The organism is Saccharibacillus brassicae (assembly GCF_006542275.1).
GTDB classification, from domain to species: Bacteria; Bacillota; Bacilli; order Paenibacillales; family Paenibacillaceae; genus Saccharibacillus; species Saccharibacillus brassicae.
Genome location: NZ_CP041217.1, coordinates 1,802,054 through 1,816,487 on the forward strand (window position 1 = coordinate 1,802,054; position 14,434 = coordinate 1,816,487).

24 protein-coding genes are annotated in these 14,434 nt (G+C 50.7%); all 24 read right to left on the reverse strand.

From position 1 onward, the window contains the following. Positions 1-17: 17 nt before the first annotated feature. Positions 18-1,316, reverse strand: coding sequence for a preprotein translocase subunit SecY (gene secY / locus FFV09_RS07600; protein ID WP_141447276.1), 1,299 nt, complete (start codon positions 1,314-1,316; stop codon positions 18-20). Next, positions 1,316-1,756, reverse strand: coding sequence for a 50S ribosomal protein L15 (gene rplO, locus FFV09_RS07605; protein ID WP_141447277.1), 441 nt, complete (start codon positions 1,754-1,756; stop codon positions 1,316-1,318). The genes secY and rplO overlap by 1 nt, the downstream gene beginning before the upstream one ends. 57 nt (positions 1,757-1,813) lie before the next feature. Further along, entirely contained in the window at positions 1,814-1,999 is a 186-nt protein-coding gene (rpmD, locus tag FFV09_RS07610; RefSeq protein WP_037291550.1) for a 50S ribosomal protein L30, read from the reverse strand. A 13-nt stretch (positions 2,000-2,012) separates the two neighbouring features. Beyond that, on the reverse strand, positions 2,013-2,513 hold the full coding sequence (gene rpsE / locus FFV09_RS07615; RefSeq protein WP_037291553.1) for a 30S ribosomal protein S5: 501 nt from the start codon (positions 2,511-2,513) through the stop codon (positions 2,013-2,015). Between the two features lie 23 nt (positions 2,514-2,536). After that, positions 2,537-2,905, reverse strand: coding sequence for a 50S ribosomal protein L18 (gene rplR, locus FFV09_RS07620; RefSeq protein ID WP_141447278.1), 369 nt, complete (start codon positions 2,903-2,905; stop codon positions 2,537-2,539). Between the two features lie 85 nt (positions 2,906-2,990). Continuing rightward, on the reverse strand, positions 2,991-3,533 hold the full coding sequence (rplF, locus tag FFV09_RS07625; RefSeq protein WP_141447279.1) for a 50S ribosomal protein L6: 543 nt from the start codon (positions 3,531-3,533) through the stop codon (positions 2,991-2,993). A gap of 31 nt (positions 3,534-3,564) precedes the next feature. Continuing rightward, positions 3,565-3,963, reverse strand: coding sequence for a 30S ribosomal protein S8 (gene rpsH / locus FFV09_RS07630; protein WP_141447280.1), 399 nt, complete (start codon positions 3,961-3,963; stop codon positions 3,565-3,567). Positions 3,964-3,996: 33 nt separating this feature from the next. Continuing rightward, positions 3,997-4,182: a type Z 30S ribosomal protein S14 gene (locus FFV09_RS07635; protein ID WP_037291562.1), complete on the reverse strand. Its 186-nt coding sequence runs from the start codon at positions 4,180-4,182 to the stop codon at positions 3,997-3,999. Positions 4,183-4,254: 72 nt separating this feature from the next. Then, on the reverse strand, positions 4,255-4,797 hold the full coding sequence (rplE, locus tag FFV09_RS07640) for a 50S ribosomal protein L5 (protein ID WP_141447281.1): 543 nt from the start codon (positions 4,795-4,797) through the stop codon (positions 4,255-4,257). A gap of 32 nt (positions 4,798-4,829) precedes the next feature. Continuing rightward, entirely contained in the window at positions 4,830-5,186 is a 357-nt protein-coding gene (gene rplX / locus FFV09_RS07645) for a 50S ribosomal protein L24 (RefSeq protein WP_141447282.1), read from the reverse strand. Positions 5,187-5,244: 58 nt separating this feature from the next. Beyond that, positions 5,245-5,613: a 50S ribosomal protein L14 gene (gene rplN, locus FFV09_RS07650; RefSeq protein ID WP_018978358.1), complete on the reverse strand. Its 369-nt coding sequence runs from the start codon at positions 5,611-5,613 to the stop codon at positions 5,245-5,247. A gap of 35 nt (positions 5,614-5,648) precedes the next feature. After that, positions 5,649-5,915, reverse strand: coding sequence for a 30S ribosomal protein S17 (gene rpsQ, locus FFV09_RS07655; protein ID WP_141447283.1), 267 nt, complete (start codon positions 5,913-5,915; stop codon positions 5,649-5,651). A 52-nt stretch (positions 5,916-5,967) separates the two neighbouring features. After that, positions 5,968-6,168, reverse strand: a complete 201-nt coding sequence (gene rpmC, locus FFV09_RS07660) for a 50S ribosomal protein L29 (protein WP_018978360.1) — start codon at positions 6,166-6,168, stop codon at positions 5,968-5,970. Beyond that, entirely contained in the window at positions 6,158-6,592 is a 435-nt protein-coding gene (gene rplP, locus FFV09_RS07665) for a 50S ribosomal protein L16 (protein WP_141447284.1), read from the reverse strand. Before rplP ends, rpmC begins: the two co-directional genes overlap by 11 nt. 2 nt (positions 6,593-6,594) lie before the next feature. After that, positions 6,595-7,260 carry a 30S ribosomal protein S3 gene (gene rpsC, locus FFV09_RS07670; RefSeq protein WP_141447285.1) on the reverse strand — a complete coding sequence of 222 codons (666 nt, stop codon included), beginning with the start codon at positions 7,258-7,260 and terminating at the stop codon, positions 6,595-6,597. A 12-nt stretch (positions 7,261-7,272) separates the two neighbouring features. Then, positions 7,273-7,605: a 50S ribosomal protein L22 gene (gene rplV / locus FFV09_RS07675; protein WP_141447286.1), complete on the reverse strand. Its 333-nt coding sequence runs from the start codon at positions 7,603-7,605 to the stop codon at positions 7,273-7,275. Between the two features lie 39 nt (positions 7,606-7,644). Then, positions 7,645-7,923 (reverse strand): 30S ribosomal protein S19, encoded by a 279-nt coding sequence (rpsS, locus tag FFV09_RS07680; protein WP_141447287.1) that lies wholly within the window; start codon positions 7,921-7,923, stop codon positions 7,645-7,647. Positions 7,924-7,993: 70 nt separating this feature from the next. Then, entirely contained in the window at positions 7,994-8,824 is an 831-nt protein-coding gene (gene rplB, locus FFV09_RS07685; protein WP_141447288.1) for a 50S ribosomal protein L2, read from the reverse strand. A gap of 14 nt (positions 8,825-8,838) precedes the next feature. Continuing rightward, positions 8,839-9,132, reverse strand: a complete 294-nt coding sequence (gene rplW, locus FFV09_RS07690; RefSeq protein WP_141450384.1) for a 50S ribosomal protein L23 — start codon at positions 9,130-9,132, stop codon at positions 8,839-8,841. Continuing rightward, positions 9,132-9,755 carry a 50S ribosomal protein L4 gene (gene rplD / locus FFV09_RS07695; RefSeq protein WP_141447289.1) on the reverse strand — a complete coding sequence of 208 codons (624 nt, stop codon included), beginning with the start codon at positions 9,753-9,755 and terminating at the stop codon, positions 9,132-9,134. Before rplD ends, rplW begins: the two co-directional genes overlap by 1 nt. A gap of 30 nt (positions 9,756-9,785) precedes the next feature. After that, positions 9,786-10,409 carry a 50S ribosomal protein L3 gene (gene rplC, locus FFV09_RS07700; protein ID WP_141447290.1) on the reverse strand — a complete coding sequence of 208 codons (624 nt, stop codon included), beginning with the start codon at positions 10,407-10,409 and terminating at the stop codon, positions 9,786-9,788. A gap of 39 nt (positions 10,410-10,448) precedes the next feature. Then, positions 10,449-10,757 carry a 30S ribosomal protein S10 gene (gene rpsJ / locus FFV09_RS07705; protein WP_028609655.1) on the reverse strand — a complete coding sequence of 103 codons (309 nt, stop codon included), beginning with the start codon at positions 10,755-10,757 and terminating at the stop codon, positions 10,449-10,451. 306 nt (positions 10,758-11,063) lie between these two features. Further along, positions 11,064-12,254, reverse strand: coding sequence for an elongation factor Tu (gene tuf / locus FFV09_RS07710; protein ID WP_141447291.1), 1,191 nt, complete (start codon positions 12,252-12,254; stop codon positions 11,064-11,066). Positions 12,255-12,355: 101 nt separating this feature from the next. Beyond that, positions 12,356-14,434 carry an elongation factor G gene (gene fusA / locus FFV09_RS07715; protein ID WP_141447292.1) on the reverse strand — a complete coding sequence of 693 codons (2,079 nt, stop codon included), beginning with the start codon at positions 14,432-14,434 and terminating at the stop codon, positions 12,356-12,358.

Here is a 14,434-nt window from a genome sequence, read left to right on the forward strand (position 1 = left end):
CCCGTCCGGAACCTGAGCTATTTATTGATAAAACCTTTATAGTGCCGTTTAATCAGCTGACTTTCAATCGTCTTCATCGTATCCAGCGCAACCCCGACGACGATCAGCAGCGAAGTGCCGCCGATTTGAACCGATTGGGGAAGACCGGAGAGCGAACCGAACGCGATCGGCAGCAGGGAAATGACTGTCAAGAATACCGCACCGGTCACGGTGAGACGCGACATCACGCGAGTGATGTACTTCTCGGTCGCTTTACCCGGACGAACTCCTGGGATGTAACCTCCGTTTTTCTTCATGTTCTCCGCCATCTGCTGCGGATTGATCTGCACGAAGGTGTAGAAGAACGTGAAACCGATGATCATGAGCGCGTAAAGCGCCATGCCAAGCGGTTGACTGTAGTTCAAGTTGTTTTGCACCCAAGCTGCCCAGGCATAGCCCGACCAGAAGTTTGCGAGAATAACCGGGAACTGCAGCAGAGAAACGGCGAAGATAACCGGGATGACACCCGCAGCGTTGACTTTCAACGGAATGTGAGTGTTTTGACCGCCGTACATTTTATTGCCGACTACCCGCTTCGCATATTGGACCGGAACTTTCCGGATCCCCTGCTGAATAAAGATAACACCGACAATAATCAGGATCAAGACCAGAACGATAATCACGGTTTTCATCGCGTTCAAGAACGTTTGACCGTCCACGATGAAATCGGATTGAGCCGTCGTCGAGATATACCCCGGAATGTTTGCGACGATCCCGGCAAAGATGAGAATCGAGATCCCGTTGCCGATGCCCTTTTCCGTGATCTGCTCGCCCATCCACATCAAGAGGGATGTACCGGCAGTCAGGACGATCGCAATCAGGATATAATCGACGGTCGTAGCGTTCGGAATCATCTCCGCATTATAAATGCGGTTGAATCCGATCGCCGTGGCGAACGCCTGAACCAAACCCAGAACTATGGTGCCGTATCGAGTGATCTGCGCCAGCTTTTTCTTACCGTGTTCACCTTGTTTGGACCACTCGGTGAATTTCGGAATGACATCCATCGACAGCAGCTGCACGATGATCGATGCCGTAACGTACGGATAGATACTGAGGGCGAAGATCGAGAACTGCATGAGCGCCCCTCCGGAGAAGGTGTTCAGCAGTCCCATCAACTGGCTGCCGGCTTCGTTAGCCGACTGAAGCACGTCCGTGTTGACTCCCGGAACGGGAATGAACGTACCGATACGGTAGATCACCAGAACCATCAGCGTAAACAGGATTCGTTTACGGAGGTCGTCGACCCGCCATATATTCTTCAGGGTGTTGAACATTAGATCACCTCGGTTTTACCGCCGGCAGCCTCGATTTTCTCCACCGCAGATTGAGAGAACTTGTTTGCTTTGACAGTCAATTTCACCGTCACATCGCCATTGCCAAGGATCTTGATACCGCTCTTGGCATCTTTGACGATACCTTGTTCCTTAAGCAGCTCAGGAGTGATTTCGGTGTTTTCTGCAAAGTTGTTCAGTTCTTCGATGTTGACGATGGCGTATTCTTTGCGGGTCGGGTTAACGAATCCGCGTTTTGGCAGACGACGGTACAATGGGTTCTGACCGCCTTCGAAACCTGGACGAACACCGCCGCCGGAGCGGGAGTTTTGGCCTTTGTGACCGCGTCCGGCTGTTTTACCCGTACCGCTACTCGTACCGCGACCGATGCGTTTCCGCTCTTTTTTGGAACCTGGAGCAGGAGAAAGCTCATGTAACTTCATCGTTCGTTGCACCTCCTTGATTCATTCTATTAATTCGCTCCTTGCGGAGCGATGGATTTAAGCTTCGATTTCTTTTACGGAAACCAAGTGCTTGACTTGGTTGACCATACCGCGAATCGCAGCGTTGTCGTTTTGAACGACGACTTGATTCGTTTTACGCAGTCCGAGCGTGTTGACGGTCGTGCGTTGGTTTTTCGGACGTCCGATCAGGCTGCGTACGAGGGTAATTTCCAATTTAGCCATTGTTGTTCCCTCCTTAGCCTCTCAGTTCTTCGACGGATTTGCCGCGAAGCTTTGCCACATCTTCGGCACGCTTCAAACGGGACAATCCTTCCAAAGTCGCGTTGACCATGTTCATGGAGTTCGAAGAACCCAGGGATTTTGTCAAGATGTCGCCTACGCCTGCCAGTTCCAGTACTGCACGTACAGGACCGCCGGCGATGACTCCGGTACCTTCGGATGCCGGTTTCAGCAGTACGCTGCCCGCTCCGAATTTACCCGTTACCAGGTGAGTGATTGTTGTTCCGACGAGAGGAACGTGGATCAGGTTTTTCTTGGCATCTTCGATACCTTTACGGATCGCATCCGGAACTTCTCCGGCTTTGCCGATTCCTGCTCCAACGTTGCCTTGGCCGTCGCCCACGACAACCAGTGCGCTAAAGCTAAAGCGGCGTCCGCCCTTTACAACTTTAGCTACGCGGTTGATGTGTACAACGCGCTCCGTCAGTTCTCCTACAGTGCTCATATCTACACGCAAGTCGTTAACCTCCTTTTTTCGTTTTAGAATTCCAGTCCGGCTTCGCGGGCTGCGTCGGCCAGTGCTTGAATCCGTCCATGGTAGAGGTATCCTCCGCGGTCGAAGACGACAACGGCATGACCTTTTTCCTTAGCGCGGTTTGCAACCAGTGTGCCAACTTTGGCAGCAGCTTCAACGTTGCCGCCGTTTGTGATTTCGCTTTTCAGCTCTTTGTCCATAGTCGATGCGGAAACGATGGTTACACCGTTTACGTCGTCGATCAGTTGGGCATAGATGTGCTTTTCCGAACGGTATACGTTCAGACGAGGGCGCTCAACCGTACCTTGAATTTTCTTGCGTACACGCAAGTGTCTTTTCAAGCGAGCTTTATTTTTATCACCTTTGGTAATCATGAGTACTTTCACTCCTTCCCAATCTGCCTATTAAGCAGCTTTACATGAGCAAGCTATGGTTGTGGATAAGGTTAAAGGCAACGGTTTATTTCTTCTTACCGGCTTTACCTTCTTTACGGATGATGCGTTCGCCTTCGTACTTGATCCCTTTGCCTTTATACGGCTCAGGTTCGCGTACTTTACGGATTTGAGCAGCATAAGCGCCTACGCGCTCTTTGTCAATTCCGCGAACGATGATTTTCGTGTTCGAAGGAACTTCGAACTCGATTCCCGATTCCGGCGTGATTTCGACCGGGTGGGAGTAGCCTACGTTCAAGACGATTTTTTCTCCGGACTTGCTGGCACGGTATCCGACCCCGACCAGTTCAAGCGACTTGGAGAAACCTTCCGTTACACCACTTACCATGTTGCTGACAACGCTGCGGGTCGTTCCGTGAAGGGAACGATGCTCTTTGTTGTCGGAAGGACGTTCTACCGTAATTGTGTTAGCTTCCACCGTTACTTTCATATCTCTATGAAGTTCACGAGTGAGAGTACCTTTAGGGCCTTTGACCGTAATCGCCGTGTTATTCAGCGTTACTTCAACACCGCCCGGTACTTCGATTGGTTTGCGACCAATACGCGACATATTTGTTGCACCTCCTTGTGTTCTGACGTGATTACCAAACGTAGCAGATTACTTCGCCGCCAGCTTTCGCTTGACGAGCTTCTTTGTCGGTCATAACTCCCTTGGACGTGGAGATAATCGCGATACCCAGGCCGCCCAGTACGCGAGGAACTTCGTTGCTCTTCGTGTACACGCGCAGACCAGGCTTACTGATTCTTTTCAGACCAGTAATAACGCGTTCGTTGTTTTGACCGTATTTCAGGAAAATACGAATCATGCCTTGTTTGTTATCCTGTACGAATTCCGCGTCGCGGATAAAACCTTCGCGTTTCAGGATCTCGGCAATTTGCTTTTTCATCGCGGAAGCCGGCATTTCGACTTTCTCGTGACGCACCACGTTCGCGTTGCGAATGCGTGTAAGCATATCTGCAATCGGATCGGACATAGTCATAATGTGTGAACCTCCTTCCTTGTTATGCGGTAATTACCAGCTTGCTTTTTTAACGCCAGGGATCTGGCCTTTATGAGCCAATTCGCGGAAGCAAATACGGCAGATCTTGAACTTTTGTAACACCGAGTGTGGACGACCGCAACGTTCGCAGCGCGTGTAAGCACGCACTTTGAATTTTGGTGTACGTTGCTGTTTAACTTTCATCGAAGTTTTTGCCACTTTAGCCTGACACCTCCTGGATAGTTTCGGAAGAACAGGGTCATGGATCATGGCCCTAGATACTGGCCGATATTATTTTGCGAAAGGCATTCCGAGACCTGCGAGCAGCTCGCGGCCTTCTTCGTCCGTTTTCGCCGTAGTTACGATGACGATATCCATACCGCGGACTTTGTCCACTTGATCGTATTGGATTTCTGGGAAGATAAGCTGTTCTTTCAGACCCAGTGTGTAGTTGCCGCGGCCGTCGAAGGCTTTGTTGGATACACCCTGGAAGTCACGTACGCGCGGAAGCGCAACGTTGAACAGTTTGTCGAGGAACTGGTACATACGCTCGCCGCGCAGTGTAACCTTCGTTCCGATCGGCATGTCTTCACGCAGTTTGAAACCTGCGATCGACTTTTTAGCACGAGTGATAACAGGCTTTTGACCTGCGATCTGCTCAAGTTCGGCTACGGCAGTGTCCAGAACCTTGGAGTTGGATACGGCTTCGCCGACACCCATGTTGATGACAACTTTCTCCAGCTTAGGAACTTGCATTACCGATGTATAGTTGAACTTCTGCATCAAAGCAGGAGTGCTTTCGTTCAAATAACGTTCTTTCAGTCTTGTTACCATGAAAGATGAACCTCCTTTCCAAAAAAATGATATTATTCGATAACTTCTCCGGACCGTTTCGCAACGCGCACTTTTTTGCCGTTATCCAACGTCTTGTAACCTACGCGGGTTACTTTGCCGCCGTCTTTCGGGTCAACGTGCATCACGTTCGACACGTGGATCGAAGCTTCTTGCTCCACGATTCCGCCTTGCGGGTTGTTTTGGCTTGGCTTCTGGTGTTTTTTCACCATGTTCACGCCTTCGACCAGCACGCGGTTTTCACGAGGGTAAGCGGCGATAACGCGCGCTTTTTTGCCTTTGTCTTTACCGCTGATCACGATAACGACATCGTCTTTTTTCACGTGAAGTTTGTTGTTGTGGGATTCCAGAACTTTTTTCACTCTTGCCATCAGGTACACCTCCTATGACTCACCGGCCGGCAGGCCGCTAAGAAAATCGTGCATTATATTAGATAACTTCCGGGGCCAAGGAAACGATTTTCATGAAGTCCTTGTCGCGAAGTTCACGGGCTACTGGTCCGAAGATACGCGTGCCGCGCGGGCCGCGATCGTCTTTTACCACAACTGCTGCATTCTCGTCGAATGCGATATACGATCCGTCTTTACGACGTACCGAACGCTTCGTGCGAACGACTACCGCTTTAACTACGTCGCCTTTTTTGACAACGCCTCCTGGTGTTGCTTGTTTTACCGAGCAAACGATCAGGTCTCCAATGTTAGCCGTACGACGTCCCGTACCGCCGAGGACGCGGATACACATCAGTTCCTTCGCACCGGAGTTATCGGCTACAGCCAAACGTGTAAATGGTTGAATCATTTATATTTCCTCCTTTCGGACGAGCTTATCGTTCATTAGATGATGATTGCTTTTTCAGTGACTGCAGCCAGTCTCCAGCGCTTGTCTTTCGACAACGGGCGTGTCTCAACGATTCTTACTGTATCGCCGATTTTCGCTTCATTGTTCTCATCATGCGCTTTGAACTTCTTAGTCGATTTGATGCGTTTATGATAGAGTTCGTGTTTTTTGTAAGTTTCTACAACAACAACGATCGTCTTGTCCATTTTGTCGCTTACGACTTTACCCACCAACACTTTACGCGAGTTGCGTTGTTCGGTCATGGTTAGCCTCCTTCCTGAATAACGGGCCTGATACCCGGAGGGTTAAAATGAATTACGAAGTGATCCCGAGTTCTCTTTGACGCAGAACCGTTTTGGCACGAGCGATTTCCTTGCGGACAACGCTGATGCGAGTCGGGTTATCGAGCTGACCGGTAGCGAGCTGAAAGCGCAGATTAAAGAGTTCCTCTTTGAATCCGGAGACCTTCTGTTCGATTTCGGCAGTAGTCAGGTCACGCAGTTCCTTAGCCTTCATTTGCTTCACCACCCACTTCTTCACGTTTCACAAACTTGGTTTTGACAGGCAGTTTGTGAGAAGCAAGACGCATCGCTTCACGAGCGATTTCTTCGGATACGCCAGCAAGTTCGAACATGATCTTGCCCGGTTTTACAACCGCTACCCATTTCTCAACGTTACCTTTACCGCTACCCATCCGAACCTCGAGAGGCTTTTGAGTAATCGGCTTGTCAGGGAAAATCTTGATCCAGACTTTACCGCCCCGTTTGATGTAACGGGTCATGGCGATACGAGCAGCTTCGATCTGACGGTTCGTGATCCAAGAAGGTTCAGTCGCCTGCAGGCCGAATTCGCCGAAGTTCAATTCAGTACCGCCTTTAGCACGACCGGCCAGACTGCCGCGTTGCTGTTTACGGTGTTTTACACGTTTAGGTACCAACATGATTAGTTGCCTCCTTCCTGAGCAGCTTGTTTCTTAGCTGGCGGAAGAATCTCTCCACGATAGATCCATACTTTAACGCCGATACGACCATAAGTCGTGTGCGCTTCAGCTGTACCGTAATCGATGTCGGCACGCAGGGTATGAAGTGGAACAGTTCCTTCGCTGTAGCCTTCCGAACGAGCGATTTCAGCGCCGCCGAGACGTCCGCTAACCGCAGTTTTGATTCCTTTTGCGCCCGAACGCATAGTGCGCTGCATCGACTGTTTCAGAGCACGACGGAACGATACGCGACGCTCCAGTTGTTGTGCGATGCTTTCAGCGACCAGAATAGCGTCGAGTTCTTGGTTTTTGATTTCAGCGATGTTGATGTGTACTTTTTTGCCGTTCGAAATCTTGGTGATTTCGCCACGCAGTACTTCAACTTCTGCGCCGCCACGTCCGATGACCATACCCGGTTTAGCAGTGTGGATCGTCACGTTTACGCGGTTAGCCGCTCTTTCGATCTCGATCTTGGAGACAGCGGATTCTTTAAGTTTAGCTTTCAGGTATTCGCGAATTCTCACGTCTTCCATCAGCAGTGTGCCGAAGTCTTTACCTGCGTACCATTTGGATTCCCAGTCACGGATGATCCCTACGCGGAGTCCGACCGGATTTACTTTTTGTCCCACAGTTGTCCCTCCTTACTTTTCGGATACAGCCAAAGTGATATGGCTGGTGCGTTTATTGATCCGGCTTGCGCGTCCCATTGCCCGAGGGCGGAAACGTTTCAGAGTCGGTCCTTGGTTGACGTAAACTTGCGAGATAACCAGTTTGCTGACGTCCAGCGAATGATTATGCTCTGCGTTTGCGATCGCCGAGTTCAGCAGCTTCTCCATGAGCGGGGATGCCGCTTTCGGAGTGTGGCGCAGAATCGCGATAGCTTCACCCACGTGTTTGCCGCGAATCAGGTCAGCGACCAGTTGCGCTTTACGTGGAGAAATGCGGGAATATTTCAAGTGCGCTTGTGCTTCCATGCTATCATAACCTCCCTTCGGACTTTAATGATGTCCGTTTTAGCGTCTTGTTTTCTTGTCGTCGTCGGTATGGCCTTTGTAAGTACGCGTCGGCGCGAACTCACCAAGTTTGTGTCCGACCATGTCTTCCGTCACGTATACCGGCACGTGCTTGCGACCGTCATAAACGGCGAAAGTGTGTCCGATGAATTGTGGGAAGATCGTGGAGCGTCGGGACCAAGTTTTGATAACGGCCTTTTTGCTGGCTTCGTTCAGTACTTCTACCTTTTTGAGCAGGTATCCGTCAATGAAAGGGCCTTTTTTGAGACTGCGTGTCATCGATTGTAGTCCTCCCTTCAGCTGGCTTGTTCCATAATCCTAGCCGGCGAAGCAATGCGGGATAAGCGCATTACTTCGTGCGGCGACGGATGATGTATTGATCCGAAGATTTGTTTTTCTTGCGTGTTTTGTAACCAAGAGTCGGCTTGCCCCAAGGCGAGAGCGGGGACTTACGTCCGATTGGAGCGCGACCTTCACCACCACCGTGTGGGTGATCGTTCGGGTTCATGACTACGCCGCGGACTTGAGGGCGGTTGCCCAACCAACGGTTACGTCCTGCTTTACCGATCTTCACGAGCTCGTGATCCTGGTTGCCTACCGAACCGATTGTAGCGCGGCAAACTTTGAGGACGCGGCGAACTTCGCCCGAAGACAGGCGGATCGATACGTAACGCTCTTCTTTACCCAGCAGCTGAGCTTCTGTGCCGGCTGCGCGGACCATTTGGCCGCCTTTACCCGGTTTCAACTCGATGTTGTGGATAACCGTACCTACCGGAATGTTTTCCAGTGGCAGCGCGTTACCGATCTTGATGTCCGATTCAGGACCGGAGTAGATCGTATCGCCAACTTTCAGACCCTTAGGCGCGATGATGTAGCGCTTTTCGCCGTCTGCATAGTGGATCAATGCGATGTTGGAAGTCCGGTTCGGATCGTATTCGATCGTGGCAACGTGGCCTGGAATTCCGTCTTTGGTACGTTTGAAGTCGATGATACGATATTTACGTTTGTGTCCGCCGCCATGGTGACGAACCGTAATTTTACCCTGGTTATTACGGCCCGCTTTTTTGAAGAGCGGCGACAACAACGATTTCTCCGGCTGATTCGTGGTGATTTCTTCGAAAGTCGACACGCTCATCGCGCGTCGGGCCGGGGATGTTGGTTTGTACTTTTTGATTGGCACGTTAGTTTCCCTCCTTACTCTGCAGATTCAAAGAATTCGAGCGATTTGCTATCTGGAGTCAGCGTCACGATCGCTTTTTTCCATTCGCTCGTATAACCGGAATGACGGCCGTAGCGTTTCGGCTTAGCCGGCACGCGCAGAACATTGACTTTAGCCACTTTCACGCCGAAGATCGATTCTACTGCCTTTTTAACTTCCGTTTTGTTGGCGCTCATTTGTACTTCGAAGACGTACTTGGACTGACTCATCGCTTCGGCAGTACGTTCCGTAATGATCGGACGTTTGATAAGGTCACGAGGATCTTTCATCATGCGAATACCTCCTCTACCTTATGAACTGCGTCCTTCGTGATGATAAGCTTATCATACACGAGCACGTCGAGAACATTGATGCCATCAGCCTGGACGAATTTGACGCCCGGGATGTTACGAGCGGAAAGAGCTACGTTGTTGTCGTATTCCGGAGCCACTACGAGGGCTTTACGGTCTACGTTCAATTTGCTCAGGATTCCCGCGAATTCTTTTGTCTTCGGCGAGCTCAGGTTCAGTGTATCCAGAACGATGATCTCGTTTGCGATAACTTTCGAAGACAGTGCCGATTTGATCGCCAGACGACGAACTTTTTTAGGCAGTTTGAAGGAATAGCTGCGCGGAGTTGGTCCGAAGACGATACCGCCGCCTCTCCATTGTGGCGAACGAATGGAGCCTTGACGAGCGCGTCCCGTACCTTTTTGTTTCCAAGGTTTACGACCGCCGCCACGAACTTCCGAGCGTCCTTTTACTTTGTGCGTACCCGAGCGAAGCGATGCTTGTTGCATCACGACTGCCTGGTGAAGCACGTGTCCGTTAGGATTGATACCGAATACCGAGTCGCTCAGTTCGATTTCTCCAACCTGGCTGCCTTCGATATTGAAAACTGCTACTTTAGGCATTTCATGTTCCTCCTTTCTTCTAAAGGTTTATTATTTCTTGATCGATCCGCGAACCCGTACGAAGCCGTTTTTAGGACCCGGAATGGAGCCTTTAACCAGCAGTACATTGCGTTCCGTATCGACTCTTACGATTTCGAGGTTTTGAACAGTGATCGAGTCGTGGCCCATGTGTCCTGGCAGGCGTTTACCTTTCGGTACACGGTTAGCCTGGATGGAACCCATCGAACCCGGTCTGCGGTGGTAACGCGAGCCGTGCGCCATTGGTCCGCGGCTTTGTCCCCAACGTTTGATAACGCCGGCAAAACCTTTACCTTTGGATACGCCGCTTACGTCAACGAATTCGCCTTCTGCGAATACGTCCGCTTTAAGCACTTGTCCAACCTCGTAAGTTCCGAGGTCAACACCGCGAAGTTCGCGAATGTAGCGCTTAGGTGCAGTGTCAGCCTTTTTGGCGTGACCTGCCTCGGGTTTATTGGAACGGCTAGACTTTTTGTCCATAAAACCGATTTGTACCGCTTCGTAACCGTCATTTTCCAGGTCTTTCTTCTGCAGAACCACGCAAGGGCCTGCTTCGATAACCGTTACCGGAACGACGTTACCTTCAGCGGTGAACACTTGGGTCATGCCCAGTTTTTTCCCTAAGATACCTTTCATGTTGACACCTCTTTTCATTTATGTCCTTATTCAGGAGTCTTACAGTTTGATTTCGATATCTACACCGGACGGCAAGTCCAGGCGCATCAGCGCGTCCACGGTCTGTGGAGTTGGGTTCACAATGTCGATCAAGCGTTTGTGTGTACGCTGCTCGAATTGCTCGCGCGAGTCCTTGTACTTGTGTACCGCACGGAGAACGGTGATGATTTGTTTTTCAGTTGGCAGTGGAATCGGCCCGGAAACACCTGCACCGGAACGTTTTGCCGTTTCAACGATCTTTTCAGCGGATTGATCAAGAATCCGATGGTCGTATGCTTTCAAGCGAATACGAATTTTTTGCTTAGCCATTAATAGTCCCTCCTTCTATCGCCCAATTTGGTATCGGACATACTCCGCGAAAATTTTCCGCTCACATCACTATGGCAAAGGAGCCGGGTGTGTCGGTAACCTCTCGCATCATCGCAACGTCGCAGAACAACATTTATTATTATATAGAATAAGTCGCAACAATGCAATACTTTTTCGAAATTACACAAAAAGAAAGCGAGGCCCCATCCCGACACCGGGATAATGGCCCCGCCTTCGCGCTTTCCTTTACAATACATCGTTACTCGTTCCAGTACACTGTTGCTCTATAAACGGTTAAGAACCGTCTTATTTTTGGATCGATGCTACGGCACCGGCGCCCACTGTACGTCCGCCTTCACGAATAGAGAACTTAGTTCCTTCTTCGATAGCGATTGGAGCGATCAGCGAAACGGTAACCGTGATGTTATCGCCCGGCATTACCATTTCCGTACCTTCTGGCAGGTTGATGATGCCCGTTACGTCAGTTGTACGGAAGTAGAACTGAGGACGGTATCCAGTGAAGAAAGGCTTGTGACGGCCACCTTCTTCTTTGGTCAGAACGTAGATTTGAGCTGTGAATTCCGTGTGCGGCTTAACCGAACCCGGCTTCGACAGTACTTGTCCACGCTCGATTTGCTGACGGTCAACACCGCGCAGCAGGGCGCCGATGTTGTCGCCGGCTTGAGCGGAATCCATCAGTTTACGGAACATTTCTACGCCCGTAACAACCGATTTTTTGGACTCTTCAGCAATACCAACGATTTCGATTTCGTCGCCGATCTTAACTGTACCGCGTTCGATACGGCCTGTTGCTACCGTACCACGGCCAGTGATCGAGAACACGTCCTCGACTGGCATCAGGAAAGGCTTCTCAGTGTCGCGCTCTGGAGTCGGGATGTACTCGTCGATGATGTTGAACATTTCAACGATCTTCTGAGCCCATTCGCCATCAGGGTTTTGCAGCGCTTCACGAGCGGAACCTTGGATGATTGGAGTGTCGTCGCCTGGGAAGTCATATTCGCTCAGCAGGTCACGTACTTCCATTTCAACCAGTTCCAACAGCTCTTCGTCTTCAACCATGTCGCATTTGTTGAGGAATACGACGATGTAAGGAACGCCTACTTGACGGGAGAGAAGGATGTGTTCGCGAGTTTGCGGCATAGGGCCGTCAGCTGCGGATACAACCAGGATCGCTCCGTCCATTTGGGCAGCGCCGGTGATCATGTTTTTAACATAGTCGGCGTGTCCTGGGCAGTCTACGTGTGCGTAGTGACGAGCAGGAGTCTCATATTCTACGTGAGCTGTCGAGATCGTGATACCACGTTCTCTTTCTTCCGGAGCCTTGTCGATTTGGTCGAAGGCTACAGCGGCACCACCATAGGTTTTGGAGAGTACAGTCGTGATTGCGGCAGTCAGAGTCGTTTTACCATGGTCGACGTGACCGATAGTACCGATATTGACGTGCGGCTTGTTACGTTCAAATTTAGCTTTTGCCATTTGAAACAGTTCCTCCTTAATGTAGAAAGATTATTTGGGTTAAGCTCAATCCGGAAAACGGAAGCCCGAAAGCATCCGTCGACCGGCGGTGAAAACGAGGATTACTCCCCTGCTTTGTTCTTCGATACGATTTCTTCGGCGATTGTCTTAGGCACTTCTTCATAGTGAGAAAGTTCCATCGAGAATACGCCGCGTCCTTGCGTACCGGAGCGCAGAGTCGTCGAGTAACCGAACATTTCGGAGAGAGGTACCTTCGCACGGATGATTTGAGCGCCACTGCGGGAATCCATACCTTCGATACGGCCGCGGCGGGAACTCAGCATACCCATAACGTCGCCCATATACTCCTCGGGAACCGTTACTTCGACTTTCATGATTGGCTCAAGCAGGACAGGCTTACACTTTTCCTTCGCTGCTTTGAGTGCCATCGAACCGGCAATTTTGAACGCCATTTCGTTGGAATCGACATCGTGATAAGAGCCGTCGACGATTGTCGCTTTAACGTCTACCAGCGGGAAGCCCGCGATAACGCCGCTCTTCATCTGTTCTTCGATACCAGCAAGTGCAGGCTGTACGTATTCGCGAGGAACCGAACCGCCGACTACTTTGCTTTCGAATTGGCTGCCTGTACCCGGCTCCAGCGGTTCGAATTCAACCCATACGTGACCGTATTGACCACGGCCGCCGGATTGACGAACGAACTTGCCTTCTACGCGGGCTGCTTCACGGAAGGTTTCACGGTAAGCGACCTGTGGTTTACCCACGTTAGTCTCTACCTTAAACTCCCGACGCATCCGGTCGATAATGATATCAAGGTGGAGTTCGCCCATACCTGCCAGAATCGTCTGGCCGGTTTCTTCGTCCGTGTGGGCACGAAGGGTCGGATCTTCTTCTGTCAATTTACCAAGAGCGACGCCCAATTTATCTTGGTCGGCTTTGGTTTTCGGTTCCACGGCGATCTCGATAACGGGATCCGGGAAGTTCATCGACTCGAGAATGACCGGGTTCTTCTCATCACACAGTGTATCACCTGTACCCGTATCTTTCAAACCAACGGCTGCCGCGATATCACCGGAGTATACTACGCTGATTTCTTGACGGCTGTTGGCGTGCATTTGCAGGATACGACCGATCCGCTCACGTTTGCCTTTCGATGCATTCAGTACATACGAACCGGATTGAAGCGTACCGGAGTATACACGGAAGAACGTAAGTTTACCCACGTAAGGGTCTGTCATGATTTTGAAAGCGAGTGCGGAGAACGGCTCTTCATCCGAAGAATGACGAATCGCTTCCGTACCGTCTTCAAGCGTACCTTGGATCGCAGGTACATCGATTGGAGCTGGAAGATAATCGACAACAGCGTCCAGCATAAGCTGAATGCCTTTGTTTTTGTAAGAAGATCCGCAGATAACCGGGAAAATCTTAACATCGACAACGCCTTTACGCAGAGCGGCTTTGATCTCGTCAACCGAGATTTCTTCGCCTTCCAGGTATTTCATTGTCAAATCTTCGTCCAGTTCCGAGACTTTCTCGATCAGGAGAGCACGAAGTTCTTCGACTTGGCCCAGATATTCTTCCGGGATGTCGACAACTTCAATGTTCTGGCCGAGATCGTCTTTGTACATGTGAGCTTTTTGCTCAACGAGGTCAATGATGCCGGTGAAGTCGTTTTCCGCGCCGATTGGCAGCTGGATCGCTACCGCATTAGCTTGGAGACGCTCGCCCATATCTTTGACAACGTTCAGGAAGTCAGCGCCGATAATGTCCATCTTGTTGACATAAGCGATCCGAGGAACGCCATACCGGTCAGCTTGTCTCCATACGGTTTCCGACTGAGGCTCGACACCTTCTTTGGCGCTGAATACGCCTACTGCCCCGTCCAATACACGAAGGGAACGTTCAACTTCAACCGTGAAGTCTACGTGTCCCGGGGTATCAATGATATTGACGCGGTAACCGTGCCATTGAGCGGTCGTAGCGGCGGAAGTAATCGTGATTCCGCGCTCCTGCTCCTGCTCCATCCAGTCCATCGTCGCTGCGCCATCGTGTACTTCACCGATTTTGTGCGTGATGCCCGTGTAGAACAGAATCCGTTCCGTAGTCGTCGTTTTACCGGCGTCAATATGCGCCATGATCCCGATGTTACGTGTATTTTTCAAGGAGAACTCTCTTGCCAT

Excerpts from the sequence above, each read along its gene's own strand:
- rpsJ (WP_028609655.1), bottom strand. The coding sequence starts at position 10,757 with ATGGCTAAGCAAAAAATTCGTATTCGCTTGAAAGCATACGACCATCGG.
- secY (WP_141447276.1), bottom strand. The coding sequence starts at position 1,316 with ATGTTCAACACCCTGAAGAATATATGGCGGGTCGACGACCTCCGTAAA.
- rplC (WP_141447290.1), bottom strand. The coding sequence starts at position 10,409 with ATGAAAGGTATCTTAGGGAAAAAACTGGGCATGACCCAAGTGTTCACC.
- rplD (WP_141447289.1), bottom strand. The coding sequence starts at position 9,755 with ATGCCTAAAGTAGCAGTTTTCAATATCGAAGGCAGCCAGGTTGGAGAA.
- tuf (WP_141447291.1), bottom strand. The coding sequence starts at position 12,254 with ATGGCAAAAGCTAAATTTGAACGTAACAAGCCGCACGTCAATATCGGT.
- rpmC (WP_018978360.1), bottom strand. The coding sequence starts at position 6,168 with ATGAAGGCTAAGGAACTGCGTGACCTGACTACTGCCGAAATCGAACAG.
- rplP (WP_141447284.1), bottom strand. The coding sequence starts at position 6,592 with ATGTTGGTACCTAAACGTGTAAAACACCGTAAACAGCAACGCGGCAGT.
- fusA (WP_141447292.1), bottom strand. The coding sequence starts at position 14,434 with ATGGCAAGAGAGTTCTCCTTGAAAAATACACGTAACATCGGGATCATG.
- rplW (WP_141450384.1), bottom strand. The coding sequence starts at position 9,132 with ATGAAAGATCCTCGTGACCTTATCAAACGTCCGATCATTACGGAACGT.
- rplF (WP_141447279.1), bottom strand. The coding sequence starts at position 3,533 with ATGTCGCGTATTGGTCGCAAACCAATCGAAGTACCGGGCGGTGTTGAA.
- rplE (WP_141447281.1), bottom strand. The coding sequence starts at position 4,797 with ATGGTAACAAGACTGAAAGAACGTTATTTGAACGAAAGCACTCCTGCT.
- rplR (WP_141447278.1), bottom strand. The coding sequence starts at position 2,905 with ATGATTACCAAAGGTGATAAAAATAAAGCTCGCTTGAAAAGACACTTG.
- rplV (WP_141447286.1), bottom strand. The coding sequence starts at position 7,605 with ATGGAAGCACAAGCGCACTTGAAATATTCCCGCATTTCTCCACGTAAA.
- rpsS (WP_141447287.1), bottom strand. The coding sequence starts at position 7,923 with ATGACACGCAGTCTCAAAAAAGGCCCTTTCATTGACGGATACCTGCTC.
- rpmD (WP_037291550.1), bottom strand. The coding sequence starts at position 1,999 with ATGGCTAAATTGGAAATTACCCTCGTACGCAGCCTGATCGGACGTCCG.
- rplX (WP_141447282.1), bottom strand. The coding sequence starts at position 5,186 with ATGGCAAGAGTGAAAAAAGTTCTGGAATCCCACAACAACAAACTTCAC.
- rplO (WP_141447277.1), bottom strand. The coding sequence starts at position 1,756 with ATGAAGTTACATGAGCTTTCTCCTGCTCCAGGTTCCAAAAAAGAGCGG.
- rpsH (WP_141447280.1), bottom strand. The coding sequence starts at position 3,963 with ATGACTATGTCCGATCCGATTGCAGATATGCTTACACGCATTCGCAAC.
- rplN (WP_018978358.1), bottom strand. The coding sequence starts at position 5,613 with ATGATTCAACCATTTACACGTTTGGCTGTAGCCGATAACTCCGGTGCG.
- rpsQ (WP_141447283.1), bottom strand. The coding sequence starts at position 5,915 with ATGACCGAACAACGCAACTCGCGTAAAGTGTTGGTGGGTAAAGTCGTA.